At 60.8% G+C, this 20,733-nt stretch carries 19 protein-coding genes; 8 read left to right on the forward strand and 11 right to left on the reverse strand.

Annotated elements, in window-relative coordinates:
* Positions 1–161 precede the first annotated feature (161 nt).
* The 7 genes from folK to dksA form a co-directional block, all read right to left on the reverse strand.
* Positions 162–650: a 2-amino-4-hydroxy-6-hydroxymethyldihydropteridine diphosphokinase gene (gene folK / locus HYE77_RS27115; protein WP_003212163.1), complete on the reverse strand. Its 489-nt coding sequence runs from the start codon at positions 648–650 to the stop codon at positions 162–164.
* 4 nt (positions 651–654) lie between these two features.
* The gene (locus HYE77_RS27120; RefSeq protein WP_003212161.1) at positions 655–2,061 is read right to left on the reverse strand and encodes a polynucleotide adenylyltransferase PcnB; all 1,407 of its coding nucleotides are present in this window, start codon (positions 2,059–2,061) and stop codon (positions 655–657) included.
* Positions 2,062–2,772: 711 nt separating this feature from the next.
* Positions 2,773–4,212 (reverse strand): sigma-54 dependent transcriptional regulator, encoded by a 1,440-nt coding sequence (locus HYE77_RS27125; RefSeq protein ID WP_003212159.1) that lies wholly within the window; start codon positions 4,210–4,212, stop codon positions 2,773–2,775.
* 22 nt (positions 4,213–4,234) lie between these two features.
* Positions 4,235–7,189 carry a sensor histidine kinase gene (locus HYE77_RS27130; RefSeq protein WP_023659379.1) on the reverse strand — a complete coding sequence of 985 codons (2,955 nt, stop codon included), beginning with the start codon at positions 7,187–7,189 and terminating at the stop codon, positions 4,235–4,237.
* The gene (locus HYE77_RS27135; RefSeq protein ID WP_003176118.1) at positions 7,173–7,349 is read right to left on the reverse strand and encodes a hypothetical protein; all 177 of its coding nucleotides are present in this window, start codon (positions 7,347–7,349) and stop codon (positions 7,173–7,175) included. Before HYE77_RS27135 ends, HYE77_RS27130 begins: the two co-directional genes overlap by 17 nt.
* Before the next feature lie 62 nt (positions 7,350–7,411).
* On the reverse strand, positions 7,412–8,299 hold the full coding sequence (gluQRS, locus tag HYE77_RS27140) for a tRNA glutamyl-Q(34) synthetase GluQRS (RefSeq protein WP_177069925.1): 888 nt from the start codon (positions 8,297–8,299) through the stop codon (positions 7,412–7,414).
* A gap of 84 nt (positions 8,300–8,383) precedes the next feature.
* Positions 8,384–8,818: an RNA polymerase-binding protein DksA gene (dksA, locus tag HYE77_RS27145; protein ID WP_003212154.1), complete on the reverse strand. Its 435-nt coding sequence runs from the start codon at positions 8,816–8,818 to the stop codon at positions 8,384–8,386.
* 321 nt (positions 8,819–9,139) lie between these two features.
* Between dksA and HYE77_RS27150 the strand changes: the two genes are divergently transcribed.
* Entirely contained in the window at positions 9,140–10,312 is a 1,173-nt protein-coding gene (locus tag HYE77_RS27150; protein ID WP_008436881.1) for a pyridoxal phosphate-dependent aminotransferase, read from the forward strand.
* A complete protein-coding gene (sfsA, locus tag HYE77_RS27155) occupies positions 10,312–11,025 on the forward strand; it encodes a DNA/RNA nuclease SfsA (protein WP_003212151.1) in 714 nt (237 codons plus the stop codon). The genes HYE77_RS27150 and sfsA overlap by 1 nt, the downstream gene beginning before the upstream one ends.
* Here the strand turns inward: sfsA and HYE77_RS27160 are convergent.
* Positions 11,022–11,339, reverse strand: coding sequence for a Rieske (2Fe-2S) protein (locus HYE77_RS27160; protein WP_003212149.1), 318 nt, complete (start codon positions 11,337–11,339; stop codon positions 11,022–11,024). The two genes, sfsA and HYE77_RS27160, sit on opposite strands and share 4 nt — an antisense overlap.
* 207 nt (positions 11,340–11,546) lie before the next feature.
* On the opposite strand from HYE77_RS27160, the gene HYE77_RS27165 reads away from it, so the two are divergent.
* Genes HYE77_RS27165 through HYE77_RS27175 form a run of 3 tightly spaced genes read left to right on the forward strand, consistent with a single transcriptional unit; the run spans position 11,547 to position 14,226 of the window.
* Positions 11,547–12,425, forward strand: coding sequence for a hemin ABC transporter substrate-binding protein (locus HYE77_RS27165; RefSeq protein ID WP_177021517.1), 879 nt, complete (start codon positions 11,547–11,549; stop codon positions 12,423–12,425).
* Entirely contained in the window at positions 12,422–13,459 is a 1,038-nt protein-coding gene (locus HYE77_RS27170) for an iron ABC transporter permease (protein ID WP_177069926.1), read from the forward strand. Before HYE77_RS27165 ends, HYE77_RS27170 begins: the two co-directional genes overlap by 4 nt.
* Positions 13,459–14,226: a heme ABC transporter ATP-binding protein gene (locus HYE77_RS27175; RefSeq protein WP_177069927.1), complete on the forward strand. Its 768-nt coding sequence runs from the start codon at positions 13,459–13,461 to the stop codon at positions 14,224–14,226. The genes HYE77_RS27170 and HYE77_RS27175 overlap by 1 nt, the downstream gene beginning before the upstream one ends.
* Before the next feature lie 249 nt (positions 14,227–14,475).
* Here HYE77_RS27175 and HYE77_RS27180 read toward each other — a convergent pair whose 3' ends face one another.
* The 3 genes from HYE77_RS27180 to HYE77_RS27190 all read right to left on the reverse strand — a co-directional run bounded on the left by HYE77_RS27180 (position 14,476) and on the right by HYE77_RS27190 (position 16,944).
* Positions 14,476–14,748 (reverse strand): TfoX/Sxy family protein, encoded by a 273-nt coding sequence (locus HYE77_RS27180; RefSeq protein WP_003212140.1) that lies wholly within the window; start codon positions 14,746–14,748, stop codon positions 14,476–14,478.
* 200 nt (positions 14,749–14,948) lie between these two features.
* Positions 14,949–15,293, reverse strand: coding sequence for a pentapeptide repeat-containing protein (locus tag HYE77_RS27185; RefSeq protein WP_008436884.1), 345 nt, complete (start codon positions 15,291–15,293; stop codon positions 14,949–14,951).
* A gap of 94 nt (positions 15,294–15,387) precedes the next feature.
* Complete coding sequence (locus HYE77_RS27190) at positions 15,388–16,944, reverse strand: bifunctional aminoglycoside phosphotransferase/ATP-binding protein (protein ID WP_177069928.1); 1,557 nt, start codon at positions 16,942–16,944, stop codon at positions 15,388–15,390.
* 118 nt (positions 16,945–17,062) lie between these two features.
* Here HYE77_RS27190 and mrcB point away from each other — a divergent pair, with 118 nt between their 5' ends.
* From mrcB to HYE77_RS27205, 3 genes are read left to right on the forward strand one after another with little or no spacing between them, the layout of a single operon-like run.
* Entirely contained in the window at positions 17,063–19,387 is a 2,325-nt protein-coding gene (gene mrcB, locus HYE77_RS27195; protein ID WP_003212132.1) for a penicillin-binding protein 1B, read from the forward strand.
* A gap of 16 nt (positions 19,388–19,403) precedes the next feature.
* Positions 19,404–20,144, forward strand: a complete 741-nt coding sequence (locus HYE77_RS27200) for a M48 family metallopeptidase (protein ID WP_008436887.1) — start codon at positions 19,404–19,406, stop codon at positions 20,142–20,144.
* Positions 20,144–20,473: a YqcC family protein gene (locus HYE77_RS27205; protein ID WP_177069930.1), complete on the forward strand. Its 330-nt coding sequence runs from the start codon at positions 20,144–20,146 to the stop codon at positions 20,471–20,473. The genes HYE77_RS27200 and HYE77_RS27205 overlap by 1 nt, the downstream gene beginning before the upstream one ends.
* Positions 20,474–20,733 lie beyond the last annotated feature (260 nt).

A 20,733-nucleotide genomic window follows, 5' to 3' on the forward strand; every position in this document is an offset into this window, starting at 1 on the left:
CATTGTTACGGCGGTGGTGTTACCGCTGTTACTGATGCGATTCAGCAGTAAATGATGCGTAGTAAATGCAGGAGCGAGCTTGCTCGCGAAGGTCGTCAATGATGACGCGGGAAGCCTGGCGCCCAGCGGTGTTCTCAGGTTTTTCGCGAGCAAGCTCGCTCCTACAGGTTTGAAGGCAGGCGTTCCAGGCCGACAAACGGGCAGGCATCCAGCAGGTCGCCGAGCAGGCGGCCATCGGCCAGTTGCAGGCTGGCCGGGGCCAGTTCTGCCAGCGGGTAAAGCACGAACGCCCGCAGGTGCATTTGATAGTGCGGCACCTTCAGGCGTGGCTCATCGATCAGCCGGTCGCCAAACACCAGGATATCCAGGTCCAGGGTGCGCGGGCCCCAACGCTCAAGACGCTCGCGGCCCTGGTCATTCTCGATGGCTTGCAGCGCATCGAGCAGTTCCAGTGGTGCAAGCGCGCTGTCCAGGGCCGCGACCGCATTGGTATAGCGCGGCTGGCCCGGGAGCAGGGAATCACTTTGATAGAAGGCGGAGACGCCCGCCAGCGTGGTGTCCGGCAATTGCGCGAGGGCCTCGATGGCGTCGCGCAATTGTTGCTCAGGGGCAGCCAGGTTGCTGCCCATGCCGACGTAGATACGTTCCACGTGCTTACTCGCCCGACGCGCTCGATGAATCGCCAGCGCTGCGTTTGCGCTTGCTGCCACTGCTGCGGCGACGTTTTTTCGGACCATCGCCGGTGGCTTCGCCTTTGCTGCTGAGCTCTTTGATCATCTCGCGGCGCTGGCTGTCGTTGGCGTCCTGGTAGTCGGTCCACCATTCGCCCAGGCCGTCGGTCTGCTCGCCGGCGCTTTCGCGCAGCAGCAGGAAGTCATAGCCGGCACGGAAGCGCGGGTTGTCCAGCAGCAGGTCGGCGCGTTTGCCGCTGCGGCGTGGCAGGCGCTCCTGCATGTCCCAGATCTCGCGGATCGGCATGGTGAAGCGTTTCGGGATGGCGATGCGCTGGCATTGCTCGGCGATCAGCTCGTGAGCGGCTTCCTGCATGGCCGGAATTGCCGGCATGCCACGGTCTTGCAAGCGCATGACGCGTTTTGGAAGCGCTGGCCACAACAGGGCGGCAAACAGGAACGCCGGGGTTACCGGTTTGTTCTGCTTGATGCGCAGGTCGGTGTTGATCAAGGCTTCGCTGATCAGCGTGTGGGTGTAGGTCGGGTTGTACTCCAGTGCTTCGGCGCTGGCCGGGAACAGTGGGTCGAACAACTGCAGGTCTACCAGCATTTCGAAGGTGTCGGCAGCATAGCCGGAGAGGAACAGCTTGAGCACCTCTTCGAACAGCCGGGCCGAGGGAATTTCCCGCAGCATCGGTGCCAGGTCGCGAATCGGCGCGGCCGTGTGCTTCTCGATGCCGAAGTTCAGCTTGGCGGCGAAACGCACGGCCCGCAGCATGCGCACCGGGTCTTCCTGGTAGCGTTGCGTCGGGTCGCCGATCAGGCGCAGCAGGTTGTTGCGGATGTCGTGTACGCCATTGGCGTAATCGAGAATGCGCTCGCTGACCGGGTCGTAATACAGGGCATTGATGGTGAAGTCGCGGCGTTGCGCGTCTTCTTCCAGGGTGCCGTAGACGTTGTCCCGCAGGATGCGCCCGCTTTCGTTGCGGGAAGACTGGTTAGTGTCTTCTTCTTCATCGTTTTGCGGATGGTTGGCGCGGAAGGTCGCGACCTCGATGATCTCGCGACCAAAGTGGATGTGCACCAACTTGAAGCGCCGGCCGATGATCCGCGCATTGCGGAATTCGGCACGCACTTGTTCCGGCGTGGCGCTGGTGGCGACGTCGAAATCCTTGGGAGTGATATTGAGCAACATGTCGCGCACGCAACCGCCAACCAGGTAGGCCTGGTAGCCGGCGTTCTGCAAACGTTCGACGATGTTCACCGCATAACGGCTGAACTGGGCGCGTTGCAGCGAATGCTGGCTGCTATTGAGCACTTCAGGCGTGCTGCGTTTGTGTTGCGTACGACGCAAGGGAGAACGGAATGACTGGAACAACTTCTTCAGCATGGGATGCACTGTTTGAAGGAATGTTCGGCCATAACGAAGAATGACCGCATGATGGGCCGGGATTCTAGCATTTAGTCAGGGGATGGTGTAGGAACTAGCTGCAAGGCTTGAGCCAGAAGCTTAAAAGAAGGGTGGCAAGTGCCAAATCGCAGAAACTACAAGGGGAGCCGAAGCTCCCCCAGAAGTAGTTGCGTGCTCTATTTTTATTATTGGTTTCGGGCTTCTTGTTTTTGTTGATCGCCCTCGCCATGAAGCTTCACCTTCATGACACTCCCAATCGGGAGCCAAGAGCAAACGGATTGCTTTGGTCGCTGTGTTGCTGATCTACGATCCAACCAGTTCAGGCTCTGCCTTAGGGCAGTTTTTGTTGTTCTCGGCCTGGTTGCGGGGCAAGCCCCAAATGCAACGCCTCTCCAAAAGAATCAGTTAGCTGCGCCTCCGCCGTGTTGTTTTTGTTATGCGTGAGTCGATTCGTCTTATTTTTATTGTCTTGTACATTTGCTTGTTATTGTTTTTGTACTAAGCATATAGCAGGGTGCGTGCCAACTTTTGCGAGGCCCAGCAAAATAAGGGGTTTGGGGCGTTTTCGGGTTTGTTGAAGGCGAAAAAAAGCCGGGGCTTCGTTACCGTAAGCCCCGGCTTTTGTTACGTGAAAAATCAGCGGTAACAGTTTTTTCACATCTGAGGGTGTTACCTGTGGGGGCAACCCACTCAGCTTTCGCTGGCAACCCCGGTCTTGCGCCGCGGGATACCCAGGCGCTGGCGCCGTTCCCACAGGCATTTACGGCTGACGCCCAGTTTGCGCGCCAGTTCGGTCTCGGTCATGTGGTCCTGGTGCTCCAGCACGAAATGCTGGAAGTAATCTTCCAGTGACAAATCTTCCGTCGGCTCGTGGCTGTTGTTACTGCCGCCACCTTGCTGCGGTGGCAAACCGATGAAGTCATCATCATCCAGGTCGCTGAGCTCGATATCGATCCCCAGCAGCTCGGCGGAAATTTCCGGGCTCTCCGACAGAATCACCGCACGCTCTACCGCGTTTTCCAGCTCCCGCACGTTACCCGGCCAGGAGTAGTGACGAATCGCCTGCTCGGCATCGGCAGCAAACTTCAGGTCGGTACGGTTGATGCGCGCACTCTGGCGCGCCAGGAAGGCCGTGGCGATTTCGTTGACGTCAGCGCCGCGCTCACGCAGGGCCGGCAGTTTGAGAGCGATCACGTGCAGGCGGTAATAAAGGTCTTCACGGAACTGGCCAATCTTGGCCAGGCTCTTCAGGTCACGGTGAGTGGCCGCAATCAGTCGTACGTCGACCTTCTGCGACTGTACCGAACCGACGCGGCGTATTTCGCCTTCCTGGAGTACCCGCAGCAAGCGTGCCTGGGCTTCCAGCGGCAGTTCGCCAATCTCGTCGAGGAACAGCGTGCCGCCGTCGGCGGCCTCAACCAAACCCGCACGGCCAGCGCTGGCGCCGGTAAAGGCGCCTTTTTCATGGCCGAACAATTCGGATTCGATCAGGGATTCGGGAATCGCCGCGCAGTTCACCGAGATCATCGGTGCCTTGGCGCGCTTGGACAGGTTGTGCAGGGCACGGGCCACCAGTTCTTTACCGGTACCGGACTCGCCCTGGATCAGTACATTGGAGTCGGTTGGCGCCACTTTGCGGATCTTGCTGTACAGGTCCTGCATGGGTGGGCAGGAGCCGATGATGCCGATTTCGCCGTTACTGTTGTCAATACCGGGTTTTTCAGAACCATTGGCGGCCTTGCCCGCTGCCGGGCGTTCAGCCGGTGCGCTGCTGGCCGATTGACGGTCACGCAGGATGCGCGCTACGGCCTGGAGCATTTCGTCGTGGTCGAAGGGCTTGGCGATGTAGTCCACCGCGCCCATCTTCATGGAGTCCACGGCCGAGCGCAGGCTGGCGTAGCTGGTCATGATCAGCACCGGAGTGCCTTGGCCGAGCTTGATCAGCTCGGTGCCGGGGGCGCCTGGCAAACGCAGGTCACTGACGATCAGGTCGAACGTGGGAATGCTGAAACGCTCTTGGGCTTCCTGCACCGAGCCGGCTTCGCTGACCTGGTACTGATTACGTTCAAGCAGGCGACGCAAGGCAGAGCGGATAATGGTTTCGTCTTCGACGATCAAAATGTGCGGCATTGATTCAACTCTCTCGACGGTCTCAGTTCACAGCGGACGTCGCTTCGACATGACGCGGCAAGGTCACCCGAATACGGGTGCCGCGTTGGCTTTCGGTGTCAGCCGGGCTGTCGATGGTGATTTGTCCATAATGCTCTTCAACGATGGAATAGACCAGTGCAAGGCCCAGACCGGTACCTTCACCCGGATCCTTGGTGGTGAAGAAGGGTTCGAACAATCGATCCATGATGTTCTGTGGAATGCCGCTGCCTTCGTCCTCGACGATCAGATCGACCGTGTGCTCGAAAGCCTCGCTCTTGACCCGTACTGCGCTGCCGGCCGGCGATGCGTCGCGGGCGTTGGACAGCAGGTTGATCAGCACTTGGGCCAGGCGTTGTGAATCACCGTCGACCCAGTGTTCCGGGTCGCACAGGTTGAAGAACTGTACTTCGAAATTGCGCCGGTTCAAGGCCAGCAGCCCAATGGCATCCTGGGCCACTTCGGCCAGGCACACCGCTTCGTCGTGATTCTGATGGGCGCCCGCGTGGGCAAAGCTCATCAGCGACTGCACGATGCGCGAAACACGCTTGGTCTGCTCGAGAATCTGCCCGCTGATTTCGATGATTTCGCCGTCTTCTTCGCGCTCTTCCCGCAGGTTTTGCGCGAGGCAGGCGATACCGGTGATCGGATTGCCGATTTCATGGGCCACACCCGCGGCCAGGCGCCCGATGCTGGCCAGGCGCTCGGAGTGCACCAGCTTGTCTTCGAGCATCTGGGTTTCGGTCAGGTCTTCCACCAGCAGCACCAGGCCGCTGTTGCCGGGCGCCAGTGGCTCGTCGATGGCGGCCTTGTGCAGGTTGAGCCAGCGGGTCTGGCCATCCAGCGCCAGGTGCTGTTTGTGCAAGTGTTCGTCGGGCAGGTTGATGAAGCCCTGGAGCAATTCTTTCCACGGGTCGCCAATGGTGTTCAGGCGCGAGCCCACCACACGTTGGGCGGCGATGCCGGTAAGCTCTTCCATGGCCTTGTTCCACATCAGGATCTCTTGATCCTTGGCCAGGGAGCAGACGCCCATCGGCAGTTCCTGCAACGTCTGGCGGTGATAACGGCGCAGGGCGTCGAGTTCGGCGGCAAGGCCGGTGAGGCGGGAGTGGTAATCCTCCAGCCGGCTCTCGATGAAGTGGATGTCTTCGGTCACGTAGTTTTCGCCGCCGGCCTTGTAGGGCAGGAAGGTCTCGACCATGTCCTGGGACACGCTCGGGCCCATCAGGCCGGAAAGGTTGGCTTCGATACGGTCCCGCAGGCGGCGCAGGGCATAAGGCCGGCGCTCGTCGAACGGCAAGTAGAGATCGCGCAGGGCCTGCTCGACCTCCTTTTGTGCGGCCTTGGCGCCCAGCGGCTTGGCCAGTTGCGTGGCGAATTCCTGGGGTGAGGCGGCGTGCAGTTCGCGGCGTTGCGGGCGACGGACGTTGTCCACTGCGCAGGCTTCGGCAGCGCTGGTTTCTTCGGGGCTGGCGTTGGTGAACAGCGAGATCAGGGTGAACATCAGCACGTTGGCCGCCAGCGAGGCAATTGCCGCCATGTGCCAACTGGTGTCATCCAGCACGTAGATCATGTTCAGCAGCGGGATGTAGAAGCCCTGCAGGTTGCCCACCAGCGGCAGCAGCATGGTCACGGTCCATACCAGGATCCCGGCGAGCAAACCGGCGATAAAGCCTCGGCGGTTGGCGGTCGGCCAGTACAGCACCGACAGCACGCCCGGCAGGAACTGCAAGGTGGCAACGAAGGCAACGATGCCCAGGTTGGCCAGGTCCTGTTCTGCACCCAGCAACAGGTAGAAGCCATAGCCGGCCATGATGATCGCGACGATCAGGGCCCGGCGGGTCCATTTCAGCCAGCGGTAGATATTGCCTTCGGCCGGCGGCTGGTAGAGCGGCAGCACCAGGTGATTCAGCGCCATCCCCGACAGCGCCAGGGTACTGACGATGATCAGCCCGCTGGAGGCGGATAATCCGCCGACATAGGCCAGCAATGCGAGGGATTTGCTGTTGGCGGCAATACCCACGCCCAGCGTGAAGTATTCGGGATTGGTGGTGGCGCCAAGTTTCAGGCCGGCCCACAGGATCAGCGGCACCGCCAGGCTCATCAACAGCAGGAACAGCGGCAAGCCCCAGCTGGCGCTGACCAGCGAACGCGGGTTGAGGTTTTCGGTGAAGGTCATGTGGTACATGTGCGGCATCACGATGGCCGAGGCGAAGAACACCAAAAGCAGCGTGCGCCATGGGCCTTCCTGCAACGGCGTGTGCAGTGCGGCCAGGGCGGTCTGGTTTTGCAGCAGCCACAGTTCCAGCTGTTGCGGGCCGTCGAATACGCCATACAACGCATACAGACCGACACCGCCGATGGCGATCAGCTTGATCACCGATTCAAACGCGATCGCAAACACCAGTCCTTCATGTTTCTCACGGGTGGCGATATGCCGTGAGCCGAAGAAAATCGTGAACAGAGTGATCAGTGCGCAGAAGCTCAATGCCACGCGGTGTTGCACCGGTTCGCGGGTGAGGATGCTGATGGAGTCGGCCACGGCCTGGATCTGCAATGCCAGCAACGGCAGCACGCCGATCAGCATGAAAATCGTGGTCAGTGCACCGGCCCAGGTACTGCGAAAACGGAACGCAAACAGGTCGGCCAGGGACGACAACTGATAGGTGCGGGTGATTTTCAGGATCGGATACAACAGCACCGGCGCCAGCAAAAACGCGCCGGACACCCCGAGATAACTCGAAAGAAAGCCGTATCCATACTGATAGGCCAGGCCCACGGTGCCATAAAACGCCCAGGCACTCGCGTACACGCCCAACGACAAGGTGTAGGTCAACGGATGGCGAATGATCGCCCGCGGAATCATCCCACGTTCACTGATCCAGGCTACCCCGAACAACGCGGCCAGGTAGGCGGCGCTGATCAGCAGCATCTCGGTCAGGCTAAAGCTCATCGGCATCTTTTTGGCTCTGCAGGATGAAAGTCACGACGATCAGAATCAGCCAAAGCAGATAGGGCCGGTACCAGGCGCCTGTGGCGTCGATCCACCAATCCATGATGGCGGGAGAAAACAGGTAGATCCCGACGACCAGCAGCAGGACCAATCGATAGATGTACATGTTGGCCTCTGATTGAAAAACTGCGGCGATGGTAACGGATGGCTCGCAAGCTGCAAGCGCCTTCAGCGCAATTGCGCTTCGGCCAGCGTGAGTGTGCGCGGGATCTGTGTGGCATCCCAGTGTTGAATGCCCCAATCCAGCAGTTCCCGTGGGCTGGCGTGGTGCAGTTCGTCGCCCGCCGGCTGGCCCAGGGCGCGCAGTGCTCTTAACAGCAAAGGCGTGGCCTGGTCAGTGGTCAAGGGCGGTGAGCGGTAGGATTTGCCCAGCTTGTTACCGTCCGGCTGGATGATCAGCGGCACATGCAGGTAACGCGGTTGGCGCAGGCCCAGCAGTTCTTGCAGATACAGTTGGCGCGGCGTGGAGTCGAGCAGGTCGGCGCCACGCACGATGTCGGTCACACCTTGCCAGGCATCATCGAGGACTACCGCCAGTTGGTAGGCATACAGGCCGTCGCGACGGCGGATGATGAAGTCGCCTACGTCGCGACCCAGATGCTGTCGGAATTTGCCTTGTACGCGGTCGGTAAAGTGGTACTCCAACTCCGGCACTCGCAGGCGGATGGCGGCATCTTGCTGGTCATGCCCGGCATTGCGGCACAGTCCCGGATAAATCCCGGCATAGGGCTCCAGTTGCTTGCGCGAGCAGGTGCAGGCGTAGGCCAGGCCATGATTGAACAGGCGGTTGAGCACTTCAGCGTAGGAATCGTGCCGCTCGCTTTGTCGGACCAACTCCCCGTCCCATTCAAAACCATAGCGTTCCAGGGCATTCAGGATGGCGGCCTGGGCGCCGGGCTCTTCCCGTGGCGGGTCGAGGTCTTCCATGCGCATCAGCCAGCGGCCTTGGTTGGCACGGGCGTCGAGGTAGGAGGCGAGGGCGGCAACCAGGGAACCGAAGTGCAGGTGTCCGCTGGGCGTGGGGGCGAAACGCCCGATATAGGAGGAGGCTGTCATGGGCCGGATATTACTGGAAAACCAGCAAACGCCAGAAACAAAAATGGGGCGTTCGCACGCCCCATTTGTCCAGCCCGGCAGTGATTACTTGCCGACCTGTTTTTCCTTGATTTCAGCCAAGGTCTTGCAGTCCACGCACAGGTCGGCGGTAGGACGCGCTTCCAGGCGGCGAATACCAATCTCGACGCCGCAGGACTCGCACCAGCCGTACTCTTCGTCTTCGATGAGTTGCAGGGTCTTGTCGATCTTCTTGATCAGCTTGCGCTCGCGATCACGGGCGCGCAGTTCAAGGGCGAACTCTTCTTCCTGGCTGGCACGGTCTGCCGGGTCCGGGAAGTTGGCCGCTTCGTCCTTCATATGGTCAACGGTACGGTCAACCTCTTGCATCAAGTCCTGTTTCCACTGCTTCAGGATCTTGGAGAAGTGTTCGCGCATGGGCTTGCCCATGTATTCCTCACCCTTCGCCTCGACGTAGGGTTGGAAGCCGCTGATGCTCTGTTGCTTTGCTTGGGTGGGCATGAATGGACCGCCTCTCACTCTTCTAATCCATTGCGCAGGATTGCAACATCACCGACACCTGCCGGCCCTGCGGCTGCAAGCGGGCGAACTTACCAGATAGATTCGGGGTGCGCCACTCCCGGTTGTCGAGGCACCGTCTCCTGAGGCTTGCAAACCGCCGCAGGCCCCAGCAGGGCGGGCTTGTACGGTCTCGAATGTTGATTTTAGCTGTTTTGCAGGTAGTTGCTTGCCGTGCTTGCTACATGTCTTGGGGCAATAGAGCAGGTTTTGCGCGGCGGGTTGGGTAGAATCGGGGTTTGTCCTCAGAGTTAAGGAAGGCTAATGGCTCAGCCCTACAGTGCGCGCAGCCGCGCTATCGAACCTTTCCATGTCATGGCGTTGCTGGCGCGGGCCAATGAATTGCAGGCCGCCGGTCACGACGTGATTCACCTGGAAATCGGCGAGCCGGACTTCACCACCGCCGAGCCCATCATCAAGGCCGGGCAGGCGGCGCTGGCCAATGGCAAGACCCGCTATACCGCGGCCCGCGGGCTGCCGGAGTTGCGGCAAGCCATCAGCGGTTTCTACCAGCAGCGCTACGGGTTGAGCATCGATCCCGAGCGAATTCTGATTACTCCCGGCGGCTCGGGAGCCTTGTTGCTGGCGAGCAGCCTGCTGGTGGATCCTGGCAAGCACTGGCTGCTGGCAGACCCAGGCTACCCCTGCAACCGCCACTTCCTGCGGCTGGTGGAGGGCGCGGCCCAACTGGTCCCGGTCGGCCCCGAGGTGCGTTATCAACTGACCGCCGACCTGGTGGCGCGCCATTGGGATCAGGACAGCGTGGGCGCGTTGGTCGCGTCGCCTGCCAACCCTACCGGCACCATCCTGACGCGGGACGAGTTGGCGGGGTTGTCGAGCGCCATCAAGGCGCGCAATGGGCATTTGGTGGTGGATGAGATCTACCACGGCCTGACCTATGGCACCGATGCCGCCAGCGTGCTGGAAGTCGACGATGAAGCCTTCGTTCTAAATAGTTTTTCGAAGTATTTCGGAATGACCGGCTGGCGCCTGGGCTGGCTGGTGGCGCCGCCTGCTGCGGTGGGTGAGCTGGAGAAGCTGGCGCAGAATCTCTACATCAGCGCGCCGAGCATGGCCCAGCATGCGGCCCTGGCCTGCTTCACCCCGCAAACATTGAACATTCTTGAAGACCGCCGGGCCGAGTTTGGCCGGCGTCGCGATTTCCTGCTGCCAGCGCTGCGCGAGTTGGGTTTCGGTATTGCCGTGGAGCCGGAAGGCGCGTTCTACCTGTATGCCGATATCAGCGCATTCGGCGGCGATGCCTTCGCGTTTTGCCGGCACTTCCTCGAAACCGAGCACGTTGCGTTCACGCCGGGCCTGGATTTCGGCCGTTATCAAGCCGGTCACCATGTGCGTTTTGCCTACACGCAAAACCTTGATCGCCTACAGCAAGCCGTTGAACGGATTGCCCGCGGCCTGCGGAGTTGGCAAGGCTGATGCGCTTTAATCCTCCCCTTGAAGAAGGCCGGCTGATCCGCCGCTACAAGCGTTTTCTCGCCGATATCGAAACCGTTACCGGCGAGTTGTTGACCATTCACTGCCCGAACACCGGCTCGATGTTCAACTGCATGGTGGAAGGTGGCCAGGTCTGGTTCAGCCGCTCCAATGACCCCAAGCGCAAGCTGCCAGGCACCTGGGAAATCAGCGAAACCCCACAAGGGCGCCTGGCGTGTGTGAACACGGCGCGGGCCAATCAGTTGGTTGAAGAAGCGCTGCGCGCGGGGGTTATCACCGAGCTCAATGGCTTTACTGCCTTGAAACGCGAAGTCGCCTACGGCCAGGAAAACAGCCGGATCGATTTCCGCCTGGACTACCCGGCGGGCGCGGCGTATGTCGAAGTCAAAAGCGTCACCCTCGGGTTTGACGGGACCTCGACGGCGGCGTTTCCCGATGCCGTGACCCAGCGCGGTGCCAAGCATCTGCGTGAGCTGGCGCATCTGGCGCGTGAGGGTGTACGGGCAGTGCAGTTGTACTGCGTCAACCTCTCGGGGATCGATGCGGTGCGTCCTGCCGAAGAAATTGATGCCGGTTACGCGGCAGCGTTGCGTGAGGCCAAGGCGGCGGGCGTCGAGGTGCTGGCCTATGGCGTACGAGTGACGTCAGAGGAAATCTGCGTCGATCGCCGGCTGGAAGTATTGCTCGGCGACTAGAGTTGTACCCACAGGCCTTGTTCATCCTCGCGGCCGGGCAGGGCTGTCAGGCTCTGGCCGGCGCAAGGGCCGGCGACGCACTCACCGCTTTCGATCAGGAACAGCGCGCCATGGGTGGCGCACTGGATCAGGCTGGCGCTGGGGTCGAGAAACTGGTGCGGCTGCCATTCCAGCGGCACCCCGCGATGTGGGCAGCGGTTGATATAGAAGTAGGCAATGCCTTCGCGGCGCACGGCAAACAGCTTGCGGCCGTCGATATCGAAACCGAGGCTGGCGTTGGGTGCGAGTTCGCTGGAGGCGCAGAGAAACTTCATATCGATCCTTAAGTGCCGCCGTTTGCGGGCTGCAAGGCTATCCTGGTTTTTGCCGCAGAGCCCGGTGCTTGACGTGCAAATGCAAACAATTATCAAATGCCGGCTTCGCCCGTAAGCTGACTGGGCGCTCTGTACGATGTCGGGCAGCCTTGATCTGTCACATTGCGAGTGTTTCAGCGGGCTCACCCCTTGGAAGGAAACCCTTTTATGCGCCTGAGTGCCAGTGCTATCGCGCTCGTTGTCGGACTGCTGGTCAACGCTGGGGCCCAGGCCTCTGAACTGCCACAACGCTGGGTCAGCGCCGGTGGTGCGTTGTCGGAATGGGTGACGGCCCTGGGCGGTGAGTCAAAGCTGGTGGGCGTGGATACCACCAGCCAGCATCCGGAATCCCTCAAGGCGTTGCCGAGCATTGGTTACCAGCGTCAGTTGTCGGCGGAAGGCATTCTGAGCCTGCGCCCGCAAATCCTGGTGGGCACCGAGGAAATGGGGCCGCCACCGGTGTTGGCGCAAATCCGCAATGCCGGTGTGAAAGTGGAGCTGTTTTCAGCCGAGCCGGATCTGCCGACGCTGCAGGGCAACCTTCAGCATTTGGGCAAGCTGCTGGGTAACGAAGCGAAGGCTGCAGAACTGTTCAGTGACTATCAGCAACAACTTGACCAACAAAAGAACTGGGTGGCCAAGGCCCAGGCCACTCAAAAGGCGCCTGGAGTGCTGTTGCTGCTGGGACATGCCGGCGGCAAACCGCTGATTGCGGGCAAAGACACGGCGGCTGACTGGATGTTGCAGCAGGCCGGCGGCCACAACCTGGCGACCCACGATGGTTACAAGCCGTTTTCCGTAGAGTCGCTGGCGGGGCTCAATCCTGAGGTGCTGGTGTTTGCCGATCGCGCTTTGACCGGGGATGCGGCCCGCGCCGCGTTGTTCAAGGAAAACCCGATCCTGGCTTCGACGCCAGCGGCCAGGAATGGACGCGTCTATGAACTGGACCCGACGCTGCTGGTGGGTGGGCTTGGGCCACGCTTGCCGCAAAGCCTGGTGAAGCTGTCTGCCGGGTTCTATCCGTCTCAGGCTAATACCGCCCCATGACCACTCTGGTTAAACCGCGAACCCTGTTTATCGGCTTGAGTCTGCTGTGTGTACTGGCGATCTGGTTGTCATTGGCCCTGGGGCCGGTGAGTCTGCCGTTAATGGACACACTGCGGGCAGCCTTACGCTTGATGGGTGTGCCAATCGAGGCCCAAGGCCTGGAGCAGGCGGAGCTGATCCTCGGGCAGATTCGCCTGCCGCGTACGTTGCTGGGATTGGCCGTCGGTGGGGTTCTGGCGCTTTCCGGCGTTGCAATGCAGGGGCTGTTTCGCAACCCCTTGGCTGATCCCGGGTTGGTCGGGGTTTCCAGCGGTGCGGCGTTGGGCGCGGCGATTGCGATTGTCGGTGGTTCGTTTTTTGGCGGTTTGCCGGATGCGCTCGGGCCTTATCTGCTGTCGTTTTGTGCCTTCCTCGGCGGTTTGGGGGTAACAGCGCTGGTCTATCGCCTGGGGCGGCGCAACGGCCAAACCAACGTCGCGACCATGTTGCTGGCGGGTATCGCCCTGACGGCGCTCGCCAGTTCGGCGGTGGGCCTGTTCACCTACCTGGCAGATGACGCTACCTTGCGCACCCTGACGTTCTGGAACCTGGGCAGCCTGAATGGCGCCAGCTACTCGCGCTTATGGCCGCTGCTGCTGGTCAGCGCCGGCGTAGCACTGTGGCTGCCGCGCCGGGCCAAGGCGCTGAATGCACTCCTGCTGGGTGAGTCGGAAGCCAGTCACTTGGGCATTGATGTTGAAGGCCTCAAGCGCGAACTGGTGTTCTGCACCGCGCTGGGCGTGGGCGCGGCCGTGGCGGCTGCGGGGATGATCGGCTTTGTCGGGCTGGTGGTGCCGCATCTGGTACGCCTGCTGGCGGGGCCGGATCATCGGGTGCTGCTGCCAGCCTCGGTGCTGGCGGGGGCGAGTTTGCTGTTGTTTGCCGATCTGGTGGCGCGCCTGGCCTTGGCGCCGGCGGAATTACCGATCGGCATTGTTACCGCGTTTATCGGTGCGCCGTTTTTCCTCTACCTGTTGTTACGAGGGCGCGCCTGATGCTGCGAGTAGAAGACCTGCAGATCCGTCGTGGGCGCAAAACTGTGCTGGCGGACATCACCCTGGACCTGCTGCCAGGAGAAGTGCTCGGCGTATTGGGCCCCAACGGTGCGGGAAAAAGTACATTGCTCGGTGCGTTATGCGGCGAGTTGCAGCCCGACCAAGGCCTTGTGTGGCTGGATCAGCGTGAGTTGAAAGACTGGGGCGGAGCGCAGCGTGCCCAGCGCCTGGCGGTGTTGCCGCAGACCTCGACCCTGGACTTTGCCTTTCGCGTCGAAGAGGTGGTGGGCATGGGGCGCTTGCCTCATCAGACGGGCCGGGTGCGTGACGATGAAATCATCAATGCTGCCTTGCAGGCTGCCGACGTCGGCCACTTGAGCGGGCGCAGCTATCTGGCGTTGTCGGGCGGCGAGCGGCAGCGTGTGCACCTCGCACGGGTGCTGGCGCAGCTATGGCCGGGTGAAGCGGGGCAGACCTTGTTGCTGGATGAGCCGACATCAATGCTTGACCCGCTGCACCAGCACACCACCTTGCAGGCGATCCGCCGCTTTGCCGACCGTGGCGCGGCTGTGCTGGTGATCCTTCACGACCTGAACCTGGCGGCGCGCTACTGTGATCGCATCCTGTTACTGGAGGATGGCCGGCCCCATGCGTTGGACACACCGGCACAGGTGTTGCGGCCTGAGCCGCTGAAGGCGGTATTCGGGCTGGATGTGTTGGTGCAGCCGCATCCGGAGCGCGGCCATCCGTTGATCATTGCCCGCTGAAAATCGCCGCAGTTTTTTATGGGCAAAAAAAGACCCGGCAAGAGCCGGGTCAAATAACCGTGATTAGCCTGATGAGGAGATAATCTGAGAGTCCGAACCAATGGTCTTTCAGTTATCGGCTGATCTCGCGACCAGTTGTGATAATCATAACGATTCTCATTTGAGAGTCAACATTTGTTTTTGCGGTCTCTTCGAATTTCCTCAAACTTCTGTTTGGAATCCCCGTAAACGCGGGTGCAAGTTGGCATCTCAATTCTTTTGGCGTGCCGTCAGAGCGTCCAGCTGACGATTTAAAGCTTCCTTGCGTTCAACGGGAATGTCATTCCAGTGCACATCCATCAGCGCGCCTTCAATGGCATACAACAACACTTTGGATGCCCTGAAACCGCGGGTGCGTACGGCACGGTACGCGTCGACTGCCCCCAGGCGGCGTAGGTCGGACGCACTGTGGATGCCCACCGCATGCAGCCATTGCGCCGACGTCTTGCCAAGGTTTTTCAGGTGTTGCAGCTCATCATTCATCAAGCCTCCTTGCGACGGCCGAATGGTTCGGTGGGTATCGTGACCAGGCAAGCCTGAAAGGAGTGTAGCGCTCAGTAGGAAAAGCGTAGTTCTTTGGTCGGCAACGACCTAAAAGCTTCTAAGGCAGGCGGGGGGGGGTTAGCGTAGGAAAGGGTGAAGCCCCCGGTACCTTGTGCGTAGCCGGGAGCCGATGCAGCGGTTTAGCGTGTGCGGTAGCGCAGGCGTGTGCCGAAATTGACGGACATCAGGATCTCGTCGGCGCTTAACTCAGGGGGGAAATAAGTGCCGGAGATCTGGGCGTGCGCCAGGCTCGCGCCTTCCAGTGGGCAGTCACGCAAATCCAGGCCGCGCAAGTCGGCGGAGCGGAAATAAGCGTCGGTGAAATCCACGCCCTCGGCATTCAGGTCGCGCAGGTCCAGGCCGCGAAAGTCGCCACCGCGCATATCGATGGTGCCGTCTTTCGGACGCTCCTGGTTGAAGCCGCGGATATCATCTTTATGCAGAAGCGCGTACAGCGGGGTATCAAGTAGCTTCGGCTGGCTCACAATGGCGACTCCCGTGTTGGAATTATGGCGCCATTATAGTGCCACTATTTCTCGGCCGTGAGCCCCGGAAGGCTGCACGACCAAGAAATATTTCTTACAGCCCCGGCAGGCGCTGGCGAATATGTGCCACCAATGCGTCCAGGGTCCCGCTTTCATTGGTCTCCACGCGCTTGCTGAGCAGCAACTCCTCGGCGCTGAGCGGGTCACGGGTGGCCTGCTGTTCTTCGATGATGGCCAGGGTGGCGTCGGAAGGGTCGTTCTTGTCCGCCTGACGTTGTGCCAGCCAAGCGGCGATTACCGCCTGTGGCGCATTGCAGTCAAGGATCAGGAATGGCGCGCCGGTGGCCTCGGCGATCTTGGCCGCCCCGTCGCGTTGTTCTCGCTTGAGGAAGGTCGCGTCCAATACCACCGGGAAACCGGCGCGCAGTACGGTGTCGGCGATTTCGTTCAGGCGCGCGTAGGTCGCGGCGCTGGCGTCTGCGGCGTAGATCCCGGCCTGCGGCGTGTTCTCGACCTTCTGCTCGCCGAACAGGCGCTTGCGCTCTACGTCCGAACGCAGGCGAATCGCCCCCAATGCTTCTACGAGGCGCATGGATACATGGCTTTTGCCAACGGCCGATACGCCATGGGTGATGGCCAGGAAGCGCGATGGGATGGTGCTGTAGCTTTCTGCCAGGTTGGCGTAGTTGCGGTACTGGCGCAGGGTGGTAGCGCGCTGCACCGCATTCGCCTCGGAAGGCATGCTGAACAGCGCGATCTTCGCGCGTACCAGGGCGCGGTAGGCTTTATAGAAGTTCAGTACTTCCAGGCCTTGATAGTCGCCGGTCAGCTCCAGGTACTGGCTGATGAAGCGTCGTGCCAGGCTCTTGAGGCCGCGGTCTTCCAGGTCCATCGCCAAAAAGCCGGTGTCGGCATACACGTCGGTGAAGCGGAACGGCTCGTTGAACTCGATGCAGTCGAAGATCACCACGTGGCCATCAATCATCGTGGCGTTGCCCAGGTGGATATCACCGTGGCATTCACGGGTGAAGCCATTGAGCTTGCGTTGTTCGAACAGTGGCTTGAGGCGCTCGAAGCTGCTTTCGGCCCAGGCCTGCAAGGCGTCCAGTTGTGCCAGGTCGGCCTTGTCGCTGAGGAACGGACGGATCTGCTCGAAGTTCTGCAGCACCGGTGCCATGACATCGTGCGGCGTGCCAGCAGAGTTAGTGGCCGGCACTTTCGGGGCATTCAGGTGAAAATGCGCGATCTGCCTGGCCATTTCGTCGATGTGCGCGCTGGTCAGTTCGCCGTTGGCCTGCAGGGTGCTGAGCAGTTGGCTTTGCGGGAACTGGCGCATTTTCAGCATGTAGTCGACCACCGGACCGTCGCCGCCCAACTGCGGTGCCTCGGCGCTGCCGGTGATCGGCAACACTTCAAGATACAAATCATCGGTCAGGCGCTGGTTGAGGCGCAGCTCTTCATTGCAGAAGTGGCCGCGGGCTTGCAGGGTGGTGAAATCGAGGAAGCCGAAATTCACCGGCTTCTTCATCTTGTAAGCATAGGGCCCAGTGAGCAGGACCCAGGAAATATGGGTCTCGATGACTTGGAACTGATCCACCGGATGGGGAAACAGGGCCGGGTTTTGCAGGGCAGCAATCAGGGACTGGCTCACGGGCGATCCTTCAGAGTCTGGGAAAATTCATGGCGGGCATTATGGCTCCTACAGGCGGTCGTGCAAACCGCTGTCCGGCTCATGTTGGTCATCAATAAAGTGCGTATAATCCGCCGCCATGACTCGTACCCGATCTCCCCGTTCCCGTAAAAAACCTCCTTCCCGCGGCCTGCGCCCTTGGCTGGGCTGGGCGCTTAAGCTCAGCCTGGTAGGGCTTGTCGTGATCGCCGGCTTCGCGGTTTACCTCGATGCCGTGGTCCAGGAGAAGTTCTCCGGCAAGCGCTGGACCATTCCGGCCAAGGTCTACGCGCGCCCGCTGGAACTGTTCAGCGGCCAGAAGCTGAGCAAGGATGACTTCCTCACCGAGCTCGATGCCCTGGGCTATCGCCGCGAACCCGTGAGCAATGGCCCCGGCGCCGCTGCCGTCAGCGGCAACACGGTTGACTTGAACACCCGCGGCTTCCAGTTCTATGAAGGCCTGGAAAAACCCCAGCCGGTGCGCGTGCGCTTCTCTGGCGACTACGTAGCCGAACTGTCCTCGCTCAACGGCTCGAAGTTGCCGGTGGTGCGCCTGGAACCCTTAATGATCGGTGGGATTTATCCGAAAAACCTGGAAGACCGCATCCTGATCAAGATCGATCAGGTGCCGCCTTACCTGCTGGATACTCTGATCGCCGTCGAAGACCGGGATTTCTACAGCCACTGGGGCGTATCACCGAAGTCCATCGCGCGCGCCCTCTGGGTCAACACCTCCGGCGGCAAGATGACCCAGGGCGGCAGTACGCTGACACAGCAATTGGTCAAGAACTTCTACCTGACCAACGAGCGCAGCCTGACCCGCAAGCTGACCGAAGCCATGATGGCGATGCTGCTGGAGCTGCACTACAGCAAGCAGGAAATTCTTGAGGCGTACCTCAATGAAGTGTTCGTTGGCCAGGACGGTCAGCGTGCCGTCCACGGTTTTGGTCTGGCCAGCCAGTTCTTCTTCGGCCAGCCGTTGTCCGAGCTGAAGTTGCACCAGGTGGCGCTGCTGGTGGGCATGGTCAAGGGGCCGTCCTACTACAACCCGCGTCGCAACCCGGAGCGGGCGCTGGAGCGCCGTAACCTGGTGCTGGATGTACTTGAGCAGCAAGGTGTCGCCACCCCTGAACAAGTGGCCGCCGCGAAGAAAATGCCACTGGGTGTAACCACCCGCGGCAAGCTCGCCGACAGCTCCTTCCCGGGCTTTATCGACCTGGTCAAACGCCAGCTGCGTGAAGACTACCGCGACGAAGACTTGACCGAAGAAGGCCTGCGGATCTTCACCAGTTTCGACCCGATCCTGCAGATGAAGGCCGAAGCGTCGGTCAATGACACCTTCAAACGCCTGACAGGTCGTAAAGGCTCTGACGACGTCGAGGCTGCGATGGTGGTGACCAACCCGGAAACCGGCGAAGTCCAGGCCATGATCGGCAGTCGCCAGGCCAGCTTTGCCGGGTTCAACCGGGCGCTGGACGCGGTGCGGCCGATTGGCTCGCTGGTCAAGCCGGCGGTGTACCTGACCGCGCTGGAAAAACCGAGCAAGTACACGCTGACCAGTTGGCTGTCCGATGACCCGCTGTCGGTCAAAGGGGCTGATGGCCAGATGTGGACGCCGCATAACTTTGATCGTCGCTCCCACGGTACGATTTTCCTGTACCAGGGCTTGGCGCATTCCTACAACATCTCGACTTCCCGCCTCGGCCTTGAACTGGGCGTGCCGAACGTGCTCAAGACGCTCGGCCGGTTGGGCATCACTCGCGAGTTCCCGGCGTTCCCATCGATGCTGTTGGGTGCGGGTGCGATGAGCCCGATGGAAGTGGCGACCATGTACCAGACCCTGGCCAACGGTGGTTTCAATACGCCGATGCGTGGGATCCGGAGCGTGTTGACGGCCGAAGGCGAACCGCTCAAGCGTTATCCGTTCCAGATTCAGCAACGCTTTGACCCGGCCTCGATCTACCTGATCCAGAACGCCATGCAGCGCGTGATGCGCGAAGGTACCGGGCGCTCGGCCTACAACGTGCTGCCGGCCAACCTGACACTGGCTGGCAAGAGCGGTACCAGTAACGATTCGCGGGACAGCTGGTTCGCAGGGTTCAGCCAGGACCTGCTGGCAGTGGTTTGGCTGGGGCGTGATGACAACGGCAAGACGCCGTTTACCGGTGCCACCGGCGCGTTGCAGGTATGGACCAGCTTCATGAAAAAGGCCGATCCACTGCCGCTGAACATGCCGCAGCCGGACAATATCGTCCAGGCCTGGATCGATCCGCACACCGGCCAGGGTTCCGATGCCAACTGTCCGGGCGCGGTGCAGATGCCGTATATTCGCGGCAGCGAGCCACCACCCGGTGCAGCGTGCGGTGCCAGTGCGCCCGCCAGTGCTGAATCGGTGATGGATTGGGTCAAGGGCTGGATGAATTAAGCAAAGAGGGTTTCACGTGAACAAGTTGTTGATTCCAGCTATTACAGTTTTGGCATTGCTCGGTGGTTGCGCCAGCGTGGAGCGGGGCTCTATTCCGGTGGTGGACTCCAGTACAACGGTGTCCAACAACGACCGGATCTCGGCCAACGGCGGCTTCCGCCAAACCGTTACCAACCGTCCTGCCCAGGCCCGGCCCCAGGCGCAAGCCGTGCCTCAGGACTCTGGTGTAGTGGTGATGATCCCGGGTGGCGGCGCTGCCACCTCGGCTCCGATCAGTACTCAACCATGGACCCCAGGCCCAAGTACATCGGGCCCGATCGATGCCACGCCGATTCAAACGGCACCGATCAACCAGGGCACCTACAACATGCCGTCGACGCCGAGTGGAATTCCTTCCGCCAGCAGTGCCGGTGGCCTGTCTGCCGATGAGCAGTTGGATGGCCCGGTGCTGGCGTTGCTCACCACTGCCCAACAGCAGCAGTCGGGTGGCGATTTGAACGGCGCATCGTCGAGCCTCGAGCGCGCCCAGCGCGTGGCACCGCGTGAACCGCAAGTGCTATACCGCCTGGCTCAGGTTCGCATGGCCCAGGGCGATGCCCCGCAAGCAGAACAATTTGCCCGTCGCGGCCTGACCCTGGCCAATGGCCGTCCAGACCTGCAGGCCAGCCTGTGGAGCTTGATCGGTGATGCCCGCGAGAAGCAAGGCGATGCTGCCGGCGCCGCCCAGGCTCGGCAAAAAGCCAAGGTAAGCCTCTGATGGATGCACGCTTTCCGGCAATTGCCGAACAGTTGTTGATGATCGAGCGCGAACTGCGCTTGCAGGGCTGGTGGGACGAAGTGTCCCCCAGTGCTGAAGCCTTGAGCAGTGTTGAGCCGTTTTCCGTCGACACACTGGACTTTCACCAGTGGCTGCAATGGATTTTCCTGACACGGATGAAGCAAATCCTCGAACAGGACCTGCCATTGCCCAATGCGTCGGGGATTCTGGAGATGGCCGAGATGGTTTACGCCGATCGGCCACTTGAGAGCCTTGGCCTGCGGACTGCGCTGAAAAAGTTCGATCAACTGATCGTCGACGCTCGTTAATTGCCTGGCTGCCGGTTTTTCCGGCAGTCTTGCGCATATTTCTACCGCTTTGCGCCATTCAGGCGAGTTTTATCCCTCCTCAAGCCCCTTTCTTCTACGTTCTCATGCGCTTAGTTGGAAAAAAGCGCAATTATTGCTTGACTTGGAGGGGCTGAAACAGAAGAATCCAAAGTCCGCTGTAGAGGGACTGCCAGAAGCAGACCCACTCAGCAGATCATGAGGCGCATACCCGCGCCGACCTGTTACACCCGCAACGCGTT

Origin of the sequence: Pseudomonas sp. IPO3774, from assembly GCF_013386835.1 — a bacterium.
In the GTDB taxonomy this organism is placed as follows: domain Bacteria; phylum Pseudomonadota; class Gammaproteobacteria; order Pseudomonadales; family Pseudomonadaceae; genus Aquipseudomonas.